Origin of the sequence: Enterobacter cloacae complex sp. P24RS (genome assembly GCF_014982165.1) — a bacterium.
Classification (GTDB): domain Bacteria; phylum Pseudomonadota; class Gammaproteobacteria; order Enterobacterales; family Enterobacteriaceae; genus Enterobacter; species Enterobacter quasihormaechei.
Window position 1 is genome coordinate 1 of record NZ_JADCKU010000029.1, and the last position, 15,914, is coordinate 15,914.

The window sequence follows — 15,914 nt, forward strand, 5'->3', positions numbered from 1 at the left end:
CTCACCGTTGCGAGGTGGCGTATATTACGCTTTCCTCTTTCAGAGTCAACCCGTTATTTCAGGATTTTTTCTCTTCAACCGACCGGGTTGTCCGTGAAGTGATTCACATCCGCCGTGTCGATGGAGGCGCATTATAGGGAGTTCTCCGCAGGCCGCAACCGCTAAATGACAGAAAAATGACTGACTGCTGCATTCCCCAGCAAAACCCCGCCTTATACCCTTTTACACACAGAGTTATCCACAGCGCTTCGAAAAAGTGAAAATATGCGAGCGTTGCGCAAACGTTTTCGTTAAAATGCTCGCGCTTAACAAGGAGGCCTCGTCAGGTGTGTTAGATGAGTTTTTCGCTGGAAAATTCATCTAACGCTCTCTGTAATCGTGAAATCCAGGGGATTTACCATGCAACAACGTCGTCCAGTCCGCCGCGCTCTGCTCAGTGTTTCTGATAAAGCCGGTATCGTCGAATTCGCTCAGGCACTTTCCGCACGGGGTGTGGAGCTGCTTTCTACAGGCGGTACCGCTCGCCTGTTAGCAGATAAAGGTCTGCCGGTAACCGAAGTGTCCGACTATACCGGTTTCCCGGAAATGATGGATGGACGCGTCAAAACCCTGCACCCGAAAGTACACGGCGGCATTCTGGGCCGTCGCGGTCAGGACGACGGCATTATGGAACAGCATGATATCGCGCCTATCGATATGGTCGTTGTTAATCTCTACCCGTTCGCCCAGACCGTCGCCCGCGAAGGCTGCTCTCTGGAAGATGCGGTTGAGAATATTGATATCGGCGGCCCAACCATGGTGCGCTCCGCGGCGAAGAACCATAAAGATGTGGCCATCGTGGTGAAGAGCAGCGACTACAGCGCCATTATTAATGAGATGGATGCTAACGACGGCTCCCTCACTCTCGAAACCCGCTTCGACCTTGCGATTAAGGCGTTCGAACACACCGCCGCGTACGACAGCATGATCGCCAACTACTTCGGTAGCCTGGTTCCTGCCTACCACGGCGAAAGCAAAGATCCCTCTGGCCGCTTCCCGCGCACCCTGAACCTGAACTTCATTAAGAAGCAGGATATGCGTTACGGTGAGAACAGCCATCAGCAGGCTGCCTTCTATATAGAAGAAGAGGTAAAAGAAGCCTCCGTTGCGACCGCCCAGCAGGTTCAGGGCAAAGCCCTTTCCTATAACAACATTGCCGACACCGACGCCGCGCTGGAATGCGTGAAAGAGTTCAGCGAACCAGCCTGCGTTATCGTCAAGCACGCCAACCCGTGCGGCGTTGCGGTAAGCACTTCTATTCTGGATGCCTACGATCGCGCCTACAAAACCGACCCGACCTCCGCGTTCGGCGGCATTATCGCCTTCAACCGCGAGCTGGATGCCGAAACCGCTCAGGCCATCATCTCCCGCCAGTTTGTCGAAGTGATCATCGCGCCGTCCGCATCAGAAGAAGCGCTGAAAATCACTGCGGCAAAACAGAACGTGCGCGTGCTGGTTTGCGGTCAGTGGGCGGAACGCGTGCCGGGCCTGGACTTCAAGCGCGTGAACGGCGGTCTGCTGGTTCAGGATCGCGATTTGGGTATGGTGACAGAAGCCGACCTGCGCGTGGTGACCAAACGTCAGCCGACCGAACAAGAGCTGCGCGACGCGCTGTTCTGCTGGAAAGTGGCGAAGTTCGTGAAGTCTAACGCCATTGTCTACGCCAAAGAGAACATGACCATCGGGATAGGCGCAGGCCAGATGAGCCGCGTTTACTCTGCGAAAATTGCCGGTATCAAAGCAGGCGACGAAGGCCTGGAAGTGAAAGGCTCCGCCATGGCCTCTGACGCCTTCTTCCCGTTCCGTGACGGTATCGACGCTGCGGCTGCGGTGGGCATCACCTGTGTGATCCAGCCTGGCGGCTCTATCCGCGACGACGAGGTGATTGCCGCTGCCGACGAACACGGCATCGCAATGATCTTTACCGACATGCGCCACTTCCGCCATTAATTCCCGGAGCAGAAAATGAAAGTATTAGTGATTGGTAATGGCGGGCGCGAGCACGCGCTGGCGTGGAAAGCGGCGCAGTCCCCGCAGGTGGAAACCGTCTTTGTGGCACCGGGTAACGCCGGTACGGCGCTGGAACCCGCGCTGCAAAACGTCGCCATCGGCGTGACCGATATCCCGGCGCTGCTGAGCTTTGCCCAGACCGAGAAGATCGATCTGACCATCGTTGGCCCGGAAGCGCCGCTGGTGATTGGCGTCGTAGACGCCTTCCGCGCCGCTGGCCTGAAAATCTTCGGCCCAACGGAAGGTGCCGCGCAGCTGGAAGGCTCAAAAGCCTTCACCAAAGATTTCCTCGCGCGTCATAACATTCCGACGGCGGAGTATCAGAACTTCACCGACGTCGAGCCCGCGCTGGCTTACCTGCGTGAAAAAGGCGCGCCGATTGTCATCAAAGCCGACGGTCTGGCCGCCGGGAAAGGCGTTATCGTGGCGATGACGCTCGAAGAAGCCGAAGCGGCAGTCCAGGATATGCTGGCAGGCAACGCCTTTGGCGATGCGGGCCACCGCATCGTGATCGAAGAATTCCTCGACGGCGAAGAGGCGAGCTTTATCGTGATGGTCGACGGCGAGCACGTTCTGCCGATGGCCACCAGCCAGGATCACAAGCGCGTGGGCAATGGCGATACCGGCCCCAACACCGGCGGAATGGGCGCTTACTCCCCTGCTCCCGTTGTTACCGATGAGGTGCATCAGCGCACCATGGACCGCATCATCTGGCCTACCGTGAAAGGGATGGCGGCGGAAGGCAACACCTATACCGGTTTCCTCTACGCAGGCCTGATGATCGACAAGCAGGGCAACCCGAAGGTGATCGAATTCAACTGCCGCTTTGGCGATCCGGAAACCCAGCCGATCATGCTGCGCATGAAATCCGACCTGGTGGATCTGTGCCTGGCGGCCTGCGAAGGCAAGCTCGACGAGAAAACCTCAGAGTGGGACGAGCGCGCGTCTCTGGGCGTAGTGATTGCTGCGGGTGGCTATCCGGGGAACTACAGCACCGGAGATGAGATCCACGGCCTGCCGCTGGAAGAGATTGACGGCGCGAAGGTGTTCCACGCCGGGACAAAGCTGGCTGACGACGACCGCGTGCTCACCAACGGCGGCCGCGTGCTGTGTGCGACCGCCCTGGGCCAGACTGTGGCAGAAGCGCAGAAACGCGCCTATGCGCTGATGGCGGATATTCACTGGAACGGCAGCTTCAGCCGTCAGGATATCGGTTATCGTGCCATTGCGCGGGAGCAGGGGGAGTAATTTCCCCCTCACCCTAACCCTCTCCCTCAAGGGAGAGGGAACTTAAATCAAAAACTTTTCTCTGTCGGCTGCCAGGTGCAGAAGTCTTCGTTCGCCACCAGCAGCAGCTGAGAGCCTTCCGGCGCCTCAAGCCACGCCACGCTCACTTCCATAGACGAATGCCGCTGACGGCGCTGAATGTGTTCGGTTGCCCAGGATTCAAGCTCAGGCTTTACGGTCTGCCCTTCGCAGGTGGTCACCGTGCCATCGGCATGCCAGCGCCCCTGGCGCAGCACCACGCGGCCCTGACGCAGCGCGTCGCTGGTCTGACGGAGCTGTTCGGCGCGGTAGCGGTAAAGGGCGACCTGATCGCTGGAAAGCTGCTGTTTCAACCCGCTGACTTCATGCTGCATAAAGCTCAGCTCGCCGTGGTCGTCAAAACGCACCTTCACGTGTTCGGGGGTCTTACTGTAGATGTTCAGTTCAATCAGCGACAGCGCATCGCCCTGCCAGCGGTACTCTGCGGTCGAGGTGTTGCCGTTATGCCACGGGCTGAACGCGGTAAGCATATGGACTTGATCGCTGGAATCTTTGCGCCAGATCCTGACCGCGCCCTGGTTGTCAGCGTAGCCGCTGGCGGTAAACGGGGGGAGTGAGGAATCATGGCTACAGGCAGACAGCAACAGTACGCCTGCCAGCGCGAGCGTTCCACGCCAGAATGACAAAAGGGGCGTTGCCGCCCCTTCGTTAAAACTGTTCACTGCCACGCGTCTTACTTAACTGCGTCTTTCAGTGCTTTACCAGAAACAAATGCCGGCACGTTAGCTGCGGCGATTTTGATTTCTTTACCGGTCTGCGGGTTGCGGCCAGTACGCTCAGCGCGGTGGTTCACTTTGAAGGTACCGAAACCAACCAGTTGTACAGCATCGCCTTCTTTCAGAGACTCAGTAATAGCAGCCAGGGTAGATTCCAGAGCAGCTTTAGCCTGCACTTTAGACAGATCAGCCTTGTCCGCAATTACATCAATCAGTTGAGTCTTGTTCATAAGTTATCCTTTCAATGTGTTTATCGCTTGCTAAGCATCGAGTGCGACGAAAATGCCAAAAAAGCACTCTCCTGCATACACGCACCGATAGCCACTTTTTTTCGCCCCCCAAATGTAGACCAGACGGGGGGCGAAAGGGAAGAGTCGAGGAGTGACAAAACAGGCGTTAAATCACGTTTTGTTGTCTCATTGGTTAAAAATTATACCAATATTGCTCTCACCGGCCTCACGCAGGTCCGCGCGCAGCCCTTTGATCAGTTCAATATCACGCTCTTCACACTCTGCCAGCAGGCGGAAAATCTCCCACTGAATGTCCCATTCCTGTTCAACCGCCGGGTTAGCACGCAGCTCTTCGTCGGTCATTTCGCGGCCTTCCTGCGTCATTTCCAGCATCGCGACGGTCGTGATGGACGCCTTACTGACTTCAATGGCGTGCTCCAGCGTTTCACCACTCAGACGGGAGTGGATCAGCTCGCTCAACGCCACGCAGGCATCGATAGCCGGATAAACGCCATACAGGTCGTAATCGTCCGCCGCCGGGATCGCCTCTTCCAGCTTTTCGAGCTGTGAATCGAAGTTCACCTTTGCGTCTTTCACTGTCAGCGTCTCCCAGATCAAATCCAGGATACGTCGATAAATCTGGCCTTCGCCAAACTCCGTTTGCTTACAGAACGCGGCATAGTTGGGATACATGCGCTCGCACAAGCAAGCCATAAACGTCACGTGCTGCCAGCTTTCCAGCTTCTCAAGGCGCAGATGAATCGGGTTTTGTAACATGATGATGTCTCGAATCGAAAATTAGCCGCAGTTTACCTGAATCACGGCTGAATTTCCTGCCAACGAATGAATGCCGGACGTGAAGAGGCAACGGCGTCAGCCCAGCGGGTTGGCTCCGGTAATCGATAGCCCTTCATGCAGCGCTGCACCCACGCCAGCGCGCTGTCCATGCTCACCCGATGCCCGGTGGCGATAAACAGCGGATTACAGCGCGCTTTACTGCGCCAGACCCACGCCAGCTGCTCGCCTTTATGGATAAGCGGCGCCAGCGCGCCCGGTTCGGCAGAGAGCGGCTCAAACGCGCCGCACAGGCGTTTTTTCGCTACGCCGATGGTTGGCACGTCCACCAGCAGACCAAAGTGGCTGGCGACGCCTAAGCGGCGCGGATGGGAGATACCGTGTCCATCGACAAACAGCAGGTCAGGTTTTTGCGAGAGTTGCTCCCACGCGGCCAGCAGCGCGGGGTATTCGCGGAAGGAGAGAAAGCCGGGAATATAGGGCATGGTGGTGGCGATACGCGCCACCTTGTACTCCACCAGCTCCAGCGACGGGTATTTCAGCACCACCATCGCCGCCCGCGTCACTTCACCGCCCTGCTCAAACCCGACGTCCGCCCCGCCAATGTACTGCGGGGGATCCTTATCCAGACGATCCTCGCGGATCACCGATGAAGCCAGTTCGATTTGCTGAGCGCGTAGCGACGCGAGATCCATAACCACTCCTTACTTGTGATACTGGGCAGAAAGCCGATGCACCGCCTCCACAAATACGCCTGCGTGTTCAGGCGGCACATCCTGATGAATACCGTGGCCGAGGTTGAAGACGTGGCCTTCCCCCTGGCCGAAACCAGACAGTATAGTCGACACTTCCTCTTCGATGCGGGCAGGCTGAGCATAGAGCATGGACGGGTCCATGTTGCCCTGTAGCGCCACTTTGTCGCCCACGCGACGGCGCGCATCAGCAATATCGGTGGTCCAGTCGAGGCCCAGCGCGTCGCAGCCGGTGGCCGCCATCGCTTCCAGCCATTGGCCGCCGCCTTTCGTGAACAGCGTTACCGGCACGCGGCGACCATCGTTTTCACGCAGCAGGCCATCGACGATTTTGTGCATGTAGTACAGGGAGAACTGCTGATAATCACGCCCGGTCAGCACGCCGCCCCAGGTGTCGAAAATCATCACCGACTGCGCGCCCGCTTTAATCTGCGCGTTGAGGTAGAGGGTGACGCTCTTCGCCAGCTTGTCGAGCAGCGCATGCAGCGCCAGCGGTTCGGCGTACATCATCTTTTTAATCATGGTGAAGGCTTTGCTGCTGCCGCCTTCAACCATATAGGTGGCCAGCGTCCACGGGCTGCCTGAGAAGCCAATCAGCGGCACTTCGCCCTTCAGCTCGCGGCGAATGGTGCGCACGGCGTTCATCACGTAGCCCAACTCGCCTTCCGGATCGGGGATCGGCAGCTTATCGACGTCGGCTTTGCTTTTGATTGGGGAGGTGAAGCGCGGGCCCTCGCCGGTTTCGAAATAGAGCCCCAGGCCCATCGCGTCCGGAATGGTAAGAATGTCCGAAAAGAGAATGGCGGCATCCAGCGGGAAGCGGCGCAGCGGCTGGAGCGTCACCTCACAGGCCAGCTCGGCATTTTTGCACAGCGACATAAAATCGCCCGCCTGCGCGCGCGTGGCTTTGTACTCTGGCAGATAGCGTCCCGCCTGGCGCATCATCCACACCGGGGTGACATCAACGGGCTGGCGCAGCAGCGCACGCAGATAACGATCGTTCTTCAGTTCGGTCATTTTGCAGTTCCTTATTGCGTCAGGCCGTCAGTGTAACACTACTCATACTCGGCCCGACACATTGCCACGGTATCTTCTATCAGGCGACGCGCCACCGTTCCCGGCGGGGGTAACAGCGGTAAATTGTCGTAGCGGTACCAGTTCGCCTCCAGCAGCTCTTTCGGGTCGATAACAATCTCGCCGCTGTCGTATTCCGCCATAAACGCGGTCATCAGGGACATCGGGAACGGCCACGGCTGGGAGGTCACGTAGCGCAGGTTTTTCACCTTGATGCTGCTCTCCTCCATCACCTCGCGCGCCACCGCCTGCTCCAGCGTTTCGCCTACTTCCACGAACCCGGCGAGTACGGTATGAATGCCGTTGCGATGACGGGTATGCTGCGCCAGCAGGATGGAATCATCACGGCGGATGGCAACGATGATGCACGGCGCGATTTGCGGATAGTAGCGTTCACGGCAGTGGCCGCAGAGCAGCGCCCATTCGGTTTTGCTTGGGTGCATGGTGTGCCCGCAGTAACCGCAGTATTTGTGCGAGCGGTAAAACTCCGCCAGCTGTACGCCGCGCCCCGCCAGCTGGAACAGGCCGACGTCCAGATCTAACACCTGACGTACGGATCCCATATCCTGACGGCGCGCCTGCTGGATCAACCACACGGGATCGCCCTGCCACTCGCCGATCTTCAGCGCGGACTGGCCCACCAGATCGAACGTTTCCGCGGCACCGTAGGGCAACTCTCCTGAGGGCAGCCATAATTTTTGTTCGTGGCTGACGATCCACCAACCCAGATCTGATTTTTCAATAATACGATCCATATCTATTGCACTACCTTCGCTTCACTGACATGTTGTTAGCATTGTGGTTACATTTTGGATAAGTAGATCCCATTCTAAACCTTATGGAGTCGACCATGTTAAACCAGCTGGAAAGCCTGACTGAGCGCGTTGGAGGAAGTAACACCCTGGTGGATCGCTGGCTACATGTGCGCAAGCATCTCCTTGTGGCGTATTACAATCTGGTTGGTCTTAAGCCTGGCAAAGAATCCTTTATGCGGCTGAATGAAAAAGCGCTGGATGATTTTTGTCAGAGCCTGGTCGACTACCTCTCCGACGGCCATTTCAACATTTATGAACGCATTATCCGCGAAATGGAAGGGACAACGCCGTATTTAGCGGCCAGCAAACTCTGTCCGCAGCTGGAAGCCAACACCCAGAAGATCATGGACTACTACGATTCCACGCTTGAGAACGCTATCGATCACGATAACTATCTTGAGTTCCAGCAGGCGCTGTCCGACCTGGGCGAAGCGCTGGAAGAGCGATTCACGCTGGAAGACAAGCTCATCGCCCTCGTGCTGGATAACAATCTGAATATCAGCAACAGCGATAACGTTGTGCGCCCTGCTTGAGTTCTTAATCGTTAACGAGTAATTTACAACCAGTCGCCCCTCTGCGGAGGGGGATTTTTCTTGTCGGAGTGCCCAGTGTGTAAGCACGGGCTGAGACCGTTAATTCGGGATCCGCGGAACCTGATCAGGTTAATACCTGCGAAGGGAACAAGAGTCACGCTGCTGTTGTATCGCCCCTGGGGCGATCTCCTCTTGCTTCATCCGTCGTCTGACAAGCCATGTCCTTCACTTCTGGAATGAGCTATGTCTACAACAAAACTGACCCGCCGCGAACAGCGCGAACACGCGCAACGCTTCATCGACACCCTGGAAGGCACCGCTTTCCCGAACTCGAAACGCATCTACATCACCGGTTCACAGGCCGATATTCGCGTGCCAATGCGCGAAATCCAGCTCAGCCCGACGCTTATCGGCGGCAGCAAAGAGAACCCGCAGTATGAAGACAACGAAGCCGTGCCGGTGTACGACACCTCCGGCCCGTACGGCGATCCCTCTGTCGCCATCAACGTGCAGCAGGGTCTGGCAAAGCTGCGCCAGCCGTGGATTGACGCGCGTAACGACTGCGAAGAACTGAGCGTGCGCAGTTCTGCGTACACCAAAGAACGTCTGGCCGACGACGGCCTGGACGAGCTGCGCTTTACCGGCCTGCTGACGCCAAAACGCGCCAGGGCGGGCAAATGCGTAACCCAGCTGCACTACGCGCGCCAGGGGATCGTCACGCCGGAGATGGAGTTCATCGCCATTCGTGAAAACATGGGGCGCGAGCGCATCCGCAGTGAAGTACTGCGCCACCAGCACCCGGGCGAAGGCTTTGGCGCCCGCCTGCAGGAAAACATCACGCCGGAGTTTGTGCGTGATGAAGTGGCCGCCGGGCGCGCGATTATCCCCGCCAACATCAACCACCCGGAATCGGAGCCGATGATTATCGGCCGCAACTTCCTGGTGAAGGTTAACGCCAACATCGGCAACTCTGCCGTCACCTCGTCCATCGAAGAAGAGGTGGAAAAGCTGGTCTGGTCGACGCGCTGGGGCGCGGACACGGTGATGGATCTCTCCACGGGGCGTTACATCCACGAAACCCGCGAGTGGATCCTGCGTAACAGCCCGGTGCCGATTGGCACCGTCCCCATTTACCAGGCGCTGGAGAAGGTCAACGGCATTGCCGAAAATCTCACCTGGGAAGCGTTCCGCGACACGCTGCTGGAGCAGGCGGAACAGGGCGTGGACTACTTCACCATCCACGCGGGCGTGCTGCTGCGCTACGTGCCGATGACGGCGAAACGTCTGACCGGCATCGTCTCACGCGGTGGCTCCATCATGGCGAAGTGGTGCCTGTCCCATCATCAGGAAAACTTCCTCTACGAGCACTTCCGCGAAATCTGCGAAATCTGCGCCGCGTACGACGTCTCCCTGTCGCTGGGCGACGGCCTGCGTCCTGGCTCCATCCGCGACGCCAACGACGATGCGCAGTTTGCCGAGCTGCACACCCTGGGCGAGCTAACCAAAATCGCCTGGGAGTATGACGTGCAGGTGATGATTGAAGGCCCGGGCCACGTGCCGATGCAGATGATCCGCCGCAACATGACCGAGGAGCTGGAGCACTGCCACGAAGCGCCGTTCTACACCCTAGGGCCGTTGACCACGGACATCGCACCGGGCTACGACCACTTCACCTCCGGGATTGGCGCGGCGATGATCGGCTGGTTCGGCTGCGCCATGCTCTGCTACGTCACGCCGAAAGAACACCTCGGTCTGCCAAACAAAGAGGACGTGAAGCAGGGGCTGATTACCTACAAGATTGCCGCCCACGCGGCGGATCTGGCGAAAGGCCATCCGGGCGCGCAAATCCGCGATAACGCCATGTCCAAAGCGCGCTTTGAATTCCGCTGGGAAGACCAGTTTAACCTGGCGCTGGATCCGTTTACCGCCCGCGCCTATCACGATGAAACCCTGCCCCAGGAGTCGGGCAAGGTGGCGCACTTCTGCTCCATGTGCGGGCCAAAATTCTGCTCGATGAAAATCAGCCAGGAAGTGCGGGACTACGCCGCTGCGCAGACCATTGAAGTCGGTATGGCGGACATGTCGGAAACCTTCCGCGCCAGAGGCGGCGAAATTTACCTCAAAAAAGAGGAGGCGTAATGTACCAGCCCGATTTTCCCTCCGTGCCCTTCCGCTTAGGGCTTTACCCGGTGGTAGACAGCGTGGAGTGGATCGCCCGCCTGCTGGAGGCCGGCGTTCGCACCCTCCAGCTGCGCATCAAGGATAAGCGCGATGAAGAGGTGGAGGCCGACGTCGTCGCCGCCATCGCGCTGGGGCATCGCTACACTGCTCGCCTGTTTATCAACGACTACTGGCGGCTGGCCGTCAAGCACCGGGCGTACGGCGTCCATCTGGGGCAGGAAGATCTGGAAACCACCGATTTGAACGCCATCCGCCAGGCTGGCCTGCGCCTTGGCGTTTCAACACACGATGACATGGAGATCGACGTGGCGCTGGCGGCCCGCCCCTCCTACATCGCCCTCGGTCACGTTTTCCCGACGCAAACCAAGCAGATGCCGTCTGCCCCGCAGGGTTTGACGCAGCTGGCGGCGCACGTGAAGCGCCTTGCCGATTATCCTACCGTCGCCATCGGCGGGATCAGCCTTGAACGTGCGCCCGCCGTACTGGAAACCGGCGTCGGCAGTATCGCCGTCGTCAGCGCTATCACCCAGGCGGCAGACTGGCAGGCCGCCACCGCACGGCTTTTACAACTGGCAGGAGCAGGCGATGAAAGATCGTGATTTTATGCGCTACAGCCGCCAGATCCTGCTGGAGGATATCGCCATTGACGGGCAGCAAAAGCTGCTCGCAAGCCGGGTACTGATTGTCGGCCTGGGCGGATTAGGCGCCCCCGCCGCGCTGTATCTGGCCGGTGCGGGCGTGGGAACGCTGGTACTGGCCGATGACGATGAAGTACACCTCAGCAACCTGCAACGGCAAATCCTCTTCACGACAGAAGATGTTAACCAGCCTAAGGCGCAGGTTACGCGCCAGCGGCTGAACCAGCTTAACCCCGATATCGAACTGGTTGCGCTCCAGACGCGGCTTAGCGGAGACGAGATGCAACGCGAAGTTGCCCTTGCCGACGCGGTGCTGGACTGCACGGACAACATGGCGACGCGTCAGGCCATCAACGCGGCCTGTGTTGCACAGAACACGCCGCTGATCACCGCCAGCGCGGTCGGTTTCGGCGGGCAGATAATGGTGCTTACGCCGCCGTGGGCGCAGGGCTGCTACCGCTGCCTGTGGACGGACGAGGCTGAACCGGAGCGTAACTGCCGCACGGCAGGCATTCTTGGCCCGGTGGTGGGCGTGATGGGCACCCTTCAGGCACTGGAGGCCATCAAGCTGCTCAGCGGCATGGAGACAGCGCGCAACACGCTCCGGCTGTTCGACGCCCGTTCCGGCGGCTGGCGCCATCTGGCGTTAAGCCGCGCCAGCCACTGCCCGGTATGCGGAGGCCGGAATGCGCATTCTGTTTAACGATGAGCCGATGACGTGCGACGACGGTCTCACCGTTGCCGCCCTGCTCGACACGCTGCGCCAGCTGAAGCCGGGAACGGCGCTGGCGCTCAATCAACAGATCCTGCCGCGCGAGCAGTGGGAACGTCAGCAGGTCAATGAAGGCGACCAGATCCTGCTGTTTCAGGTTATCGCAGGGGGCTGAGATGTTACGTATTGCCGATAAAGTCTTTGATTCACATCTGTTTACCGGAACCGGCAAATTCGCCTCGCCGCAGCTGATGGTGGATGCCATTCGCGAAAGCGGCAGCCAGCTGGTGACGCTGGCGATGAAGCGCGTGGACCTTCGCCAGCACAACGATGCCATTCTTGCACCTTTGCTGGAAGCCGGCGTCACGCTCTTACCTAATACCTCCGGTGCGAAAACGGCCGAGGAGGCGGTTTTCGCCGCACAGCTGGCCCGGGAAGCGCTCGGCACCCGCTGGCTGAAGCTGGAAATTCACCCGGATGCACGCTGGCTGCTGCCGGACCCGATAGAGACCCTGAAAGCCGCAGAAAAGCTGGTTCAGCAGGGGTTTACCGTTCTGCCTTACTGCGGCGCGGATCCCGTGCTATGCAAGCGTCTGGAAGAGGTCGGCTGTGCCGCCGTTATGCCGCTGGGGGCGCCCATTGGCTCTAATCAGGGGTTGGAAACCCGCGCGATGCTGGAGATCATTATTGAGCAGGCTACCGTGCCCGTGGTGGTGGATGCGGGCATCGGCGTACCCAGCCACGCCGCGCAGGCGCTGGAAATGGGTGCCGATGCGGTGCTGGTCAATACCGCGATTGCCGTGGCCGACGATCCGGTGATGATGGCGCGCGCGTTCCGCCTTGCGGTGGAGTCCGGTCTGCTGGCACGGCAGTCCGGTCCAGGCTCGCGCAGCCTTCATGCACAGGCCACCAGCCCGCTGACCGGTTTTCTGGAGGCGCTCTGATGGCTACCTTTACCGATCGCTGGCGTCAGCTTCACTGGGACGATATTGCCTTACGCATCAACAGTAAAACGTCTGCGGACGTAGAGCGGGCGTTAACAGCCCGTCATCTGACCCGTGAGGATTTGATGGCCCTGCTTTCTCCGGCAGCCAGCGCATACCTTGAACCGATGGCGCAGCGCGCTCAACGCCTTACCCGACAGCGGTTTGGCAACACGGTGAGCTTCTACGTCCCACTCTATCTTTCGAACCTGTGCGCCAACGACTGTACCTACTGTGGCTTCTCCATGAGCAACCACATTAAGCGTAAAACGCTGGATGAGCAGGAGATCGCCCGCGAGTGTGACGCTATTCGTGAAATGGGATTTGAACATCTTTTGCTGGTGACGGGTGAACATCAGAGCAAAGTGGGAATGGACTATTTTCGCCAGCATCTTCCGGCCATTCGCCGCGAATTTGCCTCATTGCAGATGGAAGTACAGCCGCTGTCGCAGGAGGAGTACGCGGAGCTGAAAACCCTCGGGCTGGACGGCGTAATGGTTTATCAGGAAACCTACCATGAGGCGACTTATGCCCGGCATCACCTGAAAGGGAAGAAGCAGGATTTCTTTTTCCGGCTGGAAACCCCGGACAGGCTGGGGCGCGCCGGCATCGACAAAATTGGGCTGGGCGCGCTTATCGGTCTGTCTGACAGTTGGCGCGTGGACTGCTATATGGTGGCGGAGCATCTGCTGTGGCTACAGCAGCACTACTGGCAAAGCCGCTATTCCATCTCGTTCCCGCGGCTGCGTCCGTGTACAGGAGGCGTTGAACCTGCCTCGATAATGGATGAGCGCCAGCTGGTGCAAACAATATGCGCCTTTCGCCTGTTCGCCCCGGAAGTGGAACTGTCGCTCTCCACGCGTGAATCCCCGGCGTTTCGCGACCGCGCGATCCCCCTGGCGATCAACAACGTCAGCGCCTTTTCCAAAACGCAGCCGGGCGGTTACGCGGACGATCGCCCGGAACTGGAACAGTTTACGCCTCACGACGGACGACGGCCCGAAGCGGTGGCGGAAGCACTGGCTGCACAGGGCCTACAGCCGGTGTGGAAAGACTGGGACAGCTGGCTGGGAAGAGCCTCGCATTTGCGCTGAAACCGCCTGCAAAATCGCGAAAAGGTTACGAGGGGGCTCGTGAGATCAAAACCGGGCGATTGAGGAAATCCGTCCGGTTTTCTTATGATTAACCCCGTCAGCAACGGACGCTGACCAGGGTGAAAATGCTTCTTCCTCGTTTCGCCCTGCCCTCCGCCTCTTAAAAAAAATTTCAATCGTTAAAATAAATGCGACTTTTCTTAGCTACTCTTAAGATAAATCATCTCGTCGGAAGTCGCCTTCTGTATAATTTACTACCAGCAACCGGACAGCGACTATGCTGAGGATATCGACAGACGCAACGCGCCTACCATCTGGACTGATGTACAACTCATGGCACTCCACAGTAAAAAGCTCTCTTTTACCCGCCCCATTATGGTCAGCTTCGCGGGGATCCTCTTCAGTTTCGTGCTGATCGCGATCCTGGTCATCCTTTCACAGCGAAAGGATTTTCTTGAGGATTATCATAAAATTAATGGTAACTTCACCCATAATCTGGCGGTGAACTATACCGAGTCCATTCTGCGGGAAAATGACTATATTCTTGGTCGCGCGGCGATGTACTACGCCCGTAATGACAGAGTGAATCAGACGTTAAATATCGATCCGGCACACGGTTTGCAGATGTTAATGCATTTGCAGAATCTGATGCCGACGGTGTCGTCTATCTCTCTGGCGGACACGGAGGGGCGCCATCTGCGCGCGCCGGAAGTCCTGCCTACGGAGAAGAGTCAGACGTTCGATGCACGAACCCGCCCATGGTTTATCGGGCAAGCGGAAGCCAGTAACTTTCCGCACTACACCCGCCCCTATCTGGACTATTTCACCCAACATCCCACCGTCACCCTCTATAAGCCGGTCATTTCACCGGAAGGCCGTCTGAAGGGCACGCTCGCTTTCCACCTTGATTTAACCTCCATGGGATATACCCTGCGCCAGATGGTAGCTCCCGTACAGGGTGAGTTTTTCGTCGTCGAACGTGACGGCGCCGTTGTGCTTCATCCGGACACGGGGGCGCTCTTTAAGCAGTACGTCAGCGAAGCGCTGATGGACAAAATGACCAGCGGCGAAGGCTATCTCTTCGATTCCAGAAGCAAGACCTGGTATTACTACTACTCGTTCACCAATCCGGACTGGTTTGTGATTTATCGGGTCTCCGATGCCACGCTATCCGTCATCACCCGGCATGAAACCACCGTCGTCGGCTGGGGATTTGCGCTGGCGGCAATCATCATCATTCTGTTCGGACTGTATCTTCGTCATGCCTCACGTTCAGTGCTGATGAACATTATCAACGCCATCAAAACCGGCGACGTCAACCAGGCGCCACGTCTTGAGGCGATGCTCAGCCATACCATTCGAACCAATAAAGAACGGGAGCTGGCCTATGTCCGTCAGGCCACCCATGATGCGCTGACAGGCTGTAAAAACCGCCGAGCCTTCGACAACGATGTGGATGCGTTGATGGCCGCTCATCAACCCTTCGCTCTGGCGCTGGTCGACATTGATAACTTCAAATCCATTAACGACACCTGGGGCCACCTGAGCGGGGATATCGTTCTGCGTAACGTGGCACGCGAAGGCATTCAGATCATGCAGCCGCACCACGTCTCGGTTTATCGCTACGGTGGAGAAGAGTTCGGGGTGATTTTCCCGGCCGAGCTGATGAACTCCGCGCACGCGCTACTGGAAGCCTGGCGCACCGCCGTGGAAAAACGGACCTGGCGGGAAGAGAACCTGCGGGTGACCTTCAGCGCGGGGCTGGGTGAGTGGCACTTCGAACCGCTGGAACAATTTGTCGGTAGCGTAGATGAAGCGCTGTATACCGCTAAACAACAGGGTAAAAACCGCATCATAAGCACGGCCAGCCGATAATCTCCCTCCTGAAATTCTGCCCGTTCTGACGGGCAGAATGCTCTCCTGCGTTAAATTGTAACCGGTTTCAGAAAAATGCCGATTTCTTTGTGATGCCTGACACACAATCGCGGTAAAGCGGTTGTTGAAGCGCTCTGCACG

At 58.1% G+C, this 15,914-nt stretch carries 16 protein-coding genes and 1 riboswitch; of the genes, 10 read left to right on the forward strand and 6 right to left on the reverse strand.

The features are described from left to right. Positions 1-399: 399 nt before the first annotated feature. On the forward strand, positions 400-1,989 hold the full coding sequence (gene purH, locus INF58_RS20395) for a bifunctional phosphoribosylaminoimidazolecarboxamide formyltransferase/IMP cyclohydrolase (RefSeq protein ID WP_049138094.1): 1,590 nt from the start codon (positions 400-402) through the stop codon (positions 1,987-1,989). Positions 1,990-2,004: 15 nt separating this feature from the next. After that, on the forward strand, positions 2,005-3,297 hold the full coding sequence (gene purD / locus INF58_RS20400) for a phosphoribosylamine--glycine ligase (protein WP_193034201.1): 1,293 nt from the start codon (positions 2,005-2,007) through the stop codon (positions 3,295-3,297). A 47-nt stretch (positions 3,298-3,344) separates the two neighbouring features. Here purD and INF58_RS20405 read toward each other — a convergent pair whose 3' ends face one another. From INF58_RS20405 to nudC, 6 genes are all read right to left on the reverse strand, one after another. Next, complete coding sequence (locus INF58_RS20405) at positions 3,345-4,037, reverse strand: DUF1481 domain-containing protein (protein ID WP_193528399.1); 693 nt, start codon at positions 4,035-4,037, stop codon at positions 3,345-3,347. A gap of 11 nt (positions 4,038-4,048) precedes the next feature. Continuing rightward, positions 4,049-4,321, reverse strand: a complete 273-nt coding sequence (gene hupA, locus INF58_RS20410; protein WP_002445246.1) for a nucleoid-associated protein HU-alpha — start codon at positions 4,319-4,321, stop codon at positions 4,049-4,051. A gap of 186 nt (positions 4,322-4,507) precedes the next feature. Next, positions 4,508-5,098: a YjaG family protein gene (locus INF58_RS20415; RefSeq protein WP_022646712.1), complete on the reverse strand. Its 591-nt coding sequence runs from the start codon at positions 5,096-5,098 to the stop codon at positions 4,508-4,510. A 41-nt stretch (positions 5,099-5,139) separates the two neighbouring features. Further along, positions 5,140-5,811 (reverse strand): deoxyribonuclease V, encoded by a 672-nt coding sequence (gene nfi, locus INF58_RS20420; RefSeq protein ID WP_010425928.1) that lies wholly within the window; start codon positions 5,809-5,811, stop codon positions 5,140-5,142. Positions 5,812-5,820: 9 nt separating this feature from the next. Then, positions 5,821-6,885 (reverse strand): uroporphyrinogen decarboxylase, encoded by a 1,065-nt coding sequence (gene hemE / locus INF58_RS20425; protein WP_028015107.1) that lies wholly within the window; start codon positions 6,883-6,885, stop codon positions 5,821-5,823. 38 nt (positions 6,886-6,923) lie between these two features. Beyond that, positions 6,924-7,697: an NAD(+) diphosphatase gene (gene nudC, locus INF58_RS20430; protein WP_088204570.1), complete on the reverse strand. Its 774-nt coding sequence runs from the start codon at positions 7,695-7,697 to the stop codon at positions 6,924-6,926. Positions 7,698-7,792: 95 nt separating this feature from the next. Between nudC and rsd the strand changes: the two genes are divergently transcribed. From rsd to INF58_RS20470, 8 genes are all read left to right on the forward strand, one after another. After that, complete coding sequence (gene rsd, locus INF58_RS20435) at positions 7,793-8,290, forward strand: sigma D regulator (protein WP_193034202.1); 498 nt, start codon at positions 7,793-7,795, stop codon at positions 8,288-8,290. 54 nt (positions 8,291-8,344) lie between these two features. Next, positions 8,345-8,454: riboswitch (TPP riboswitch) on the forward strand. A 79-nt stretch (positions 8,455-8,533) separates the two neighbouring features. Further along, entirely contained in the window at positions 8,534-10,429 is a 1,896-nt protein-coding gene (gene thiC, locus INF58_RS20440; protein WP_193528395.1) for a phosphomethylpyrimidine synthase ThiC, read from the forward strand. After that, entirely contained in the window at positions 10,429-11,070 is a 642-nt protein-coding gene (gene thiE, locus INF58_RS20445) for a thiamine phosphate synthase (RefSeq protein ID WP_193528396.1), read from the forward strand. The genes thiC and thiE overlap by 1 nt, the downstream gene beginning before the upstream one ends. Beyond that, on the forward strand, positions 11,057-11,812 hold the full coding sequence (locus tag INF58_RS20450) for a HesA/MoeB/ThiF family protein (protein ID WP_112793157.1): 756 nt from the start codon (positions 11,057-11,059) through the stop codon (positions 11,810-11,812). Before thiE ends, INF58_RS20450 begins: the two co-directional genes overlap by 14 nt. Next, positions 11,796-11,996: a sulfur carrier protein ThiS gene (gene thiS, locus INF58_RS20455; protein WP_063450072.1), complete on the forward strand. Its 201-nt coding sequence runs from the start codon at positions 11,796-11,798 to the stop codon at positions 11,994-11,996. Before INF58_RS20450 ends, thiS begins: the two co-directional genes overlap by 17 nt. Before the next feature lies 1 nt (position 11,997). Further along, entirely contained in the window at positions 11,998-12,765 is a 768-nt protein-coding gene (thiG, locus tag INF58_RS20460) for a thiazole synthase (protein ID WP_193528397.1), read from the forward strand. Beyond that, complete coding sequence (gene thiH / locus INF58_RS20465) at positions 12,765-13,898, forward strand: 2-iminoacetate synthase ThiH (RefSeq protein ID WP_193528398.1); 1,134 nt, start codon at positions 12,765-12,767, stop codon at positions 13,896-13,898. The genes thiG and thiH overlap by 1 nt, the downstream gene beginning before the upstream one ends. Positions 13,899-14,231: 333 nt before the next feature. Further along, a complete protein-coding gene (locus tag INF58_RS20470) occupies positions 14,232-15,773 on the forward strand; it encodes a diguanylate cyclase domain-containing protein (RefSeq protein WP_131638193.1) in 1,542 nt (513 codons plus the stop codon). Positions 15,774-15,914 lie beyond the last annotated feature (141 nt).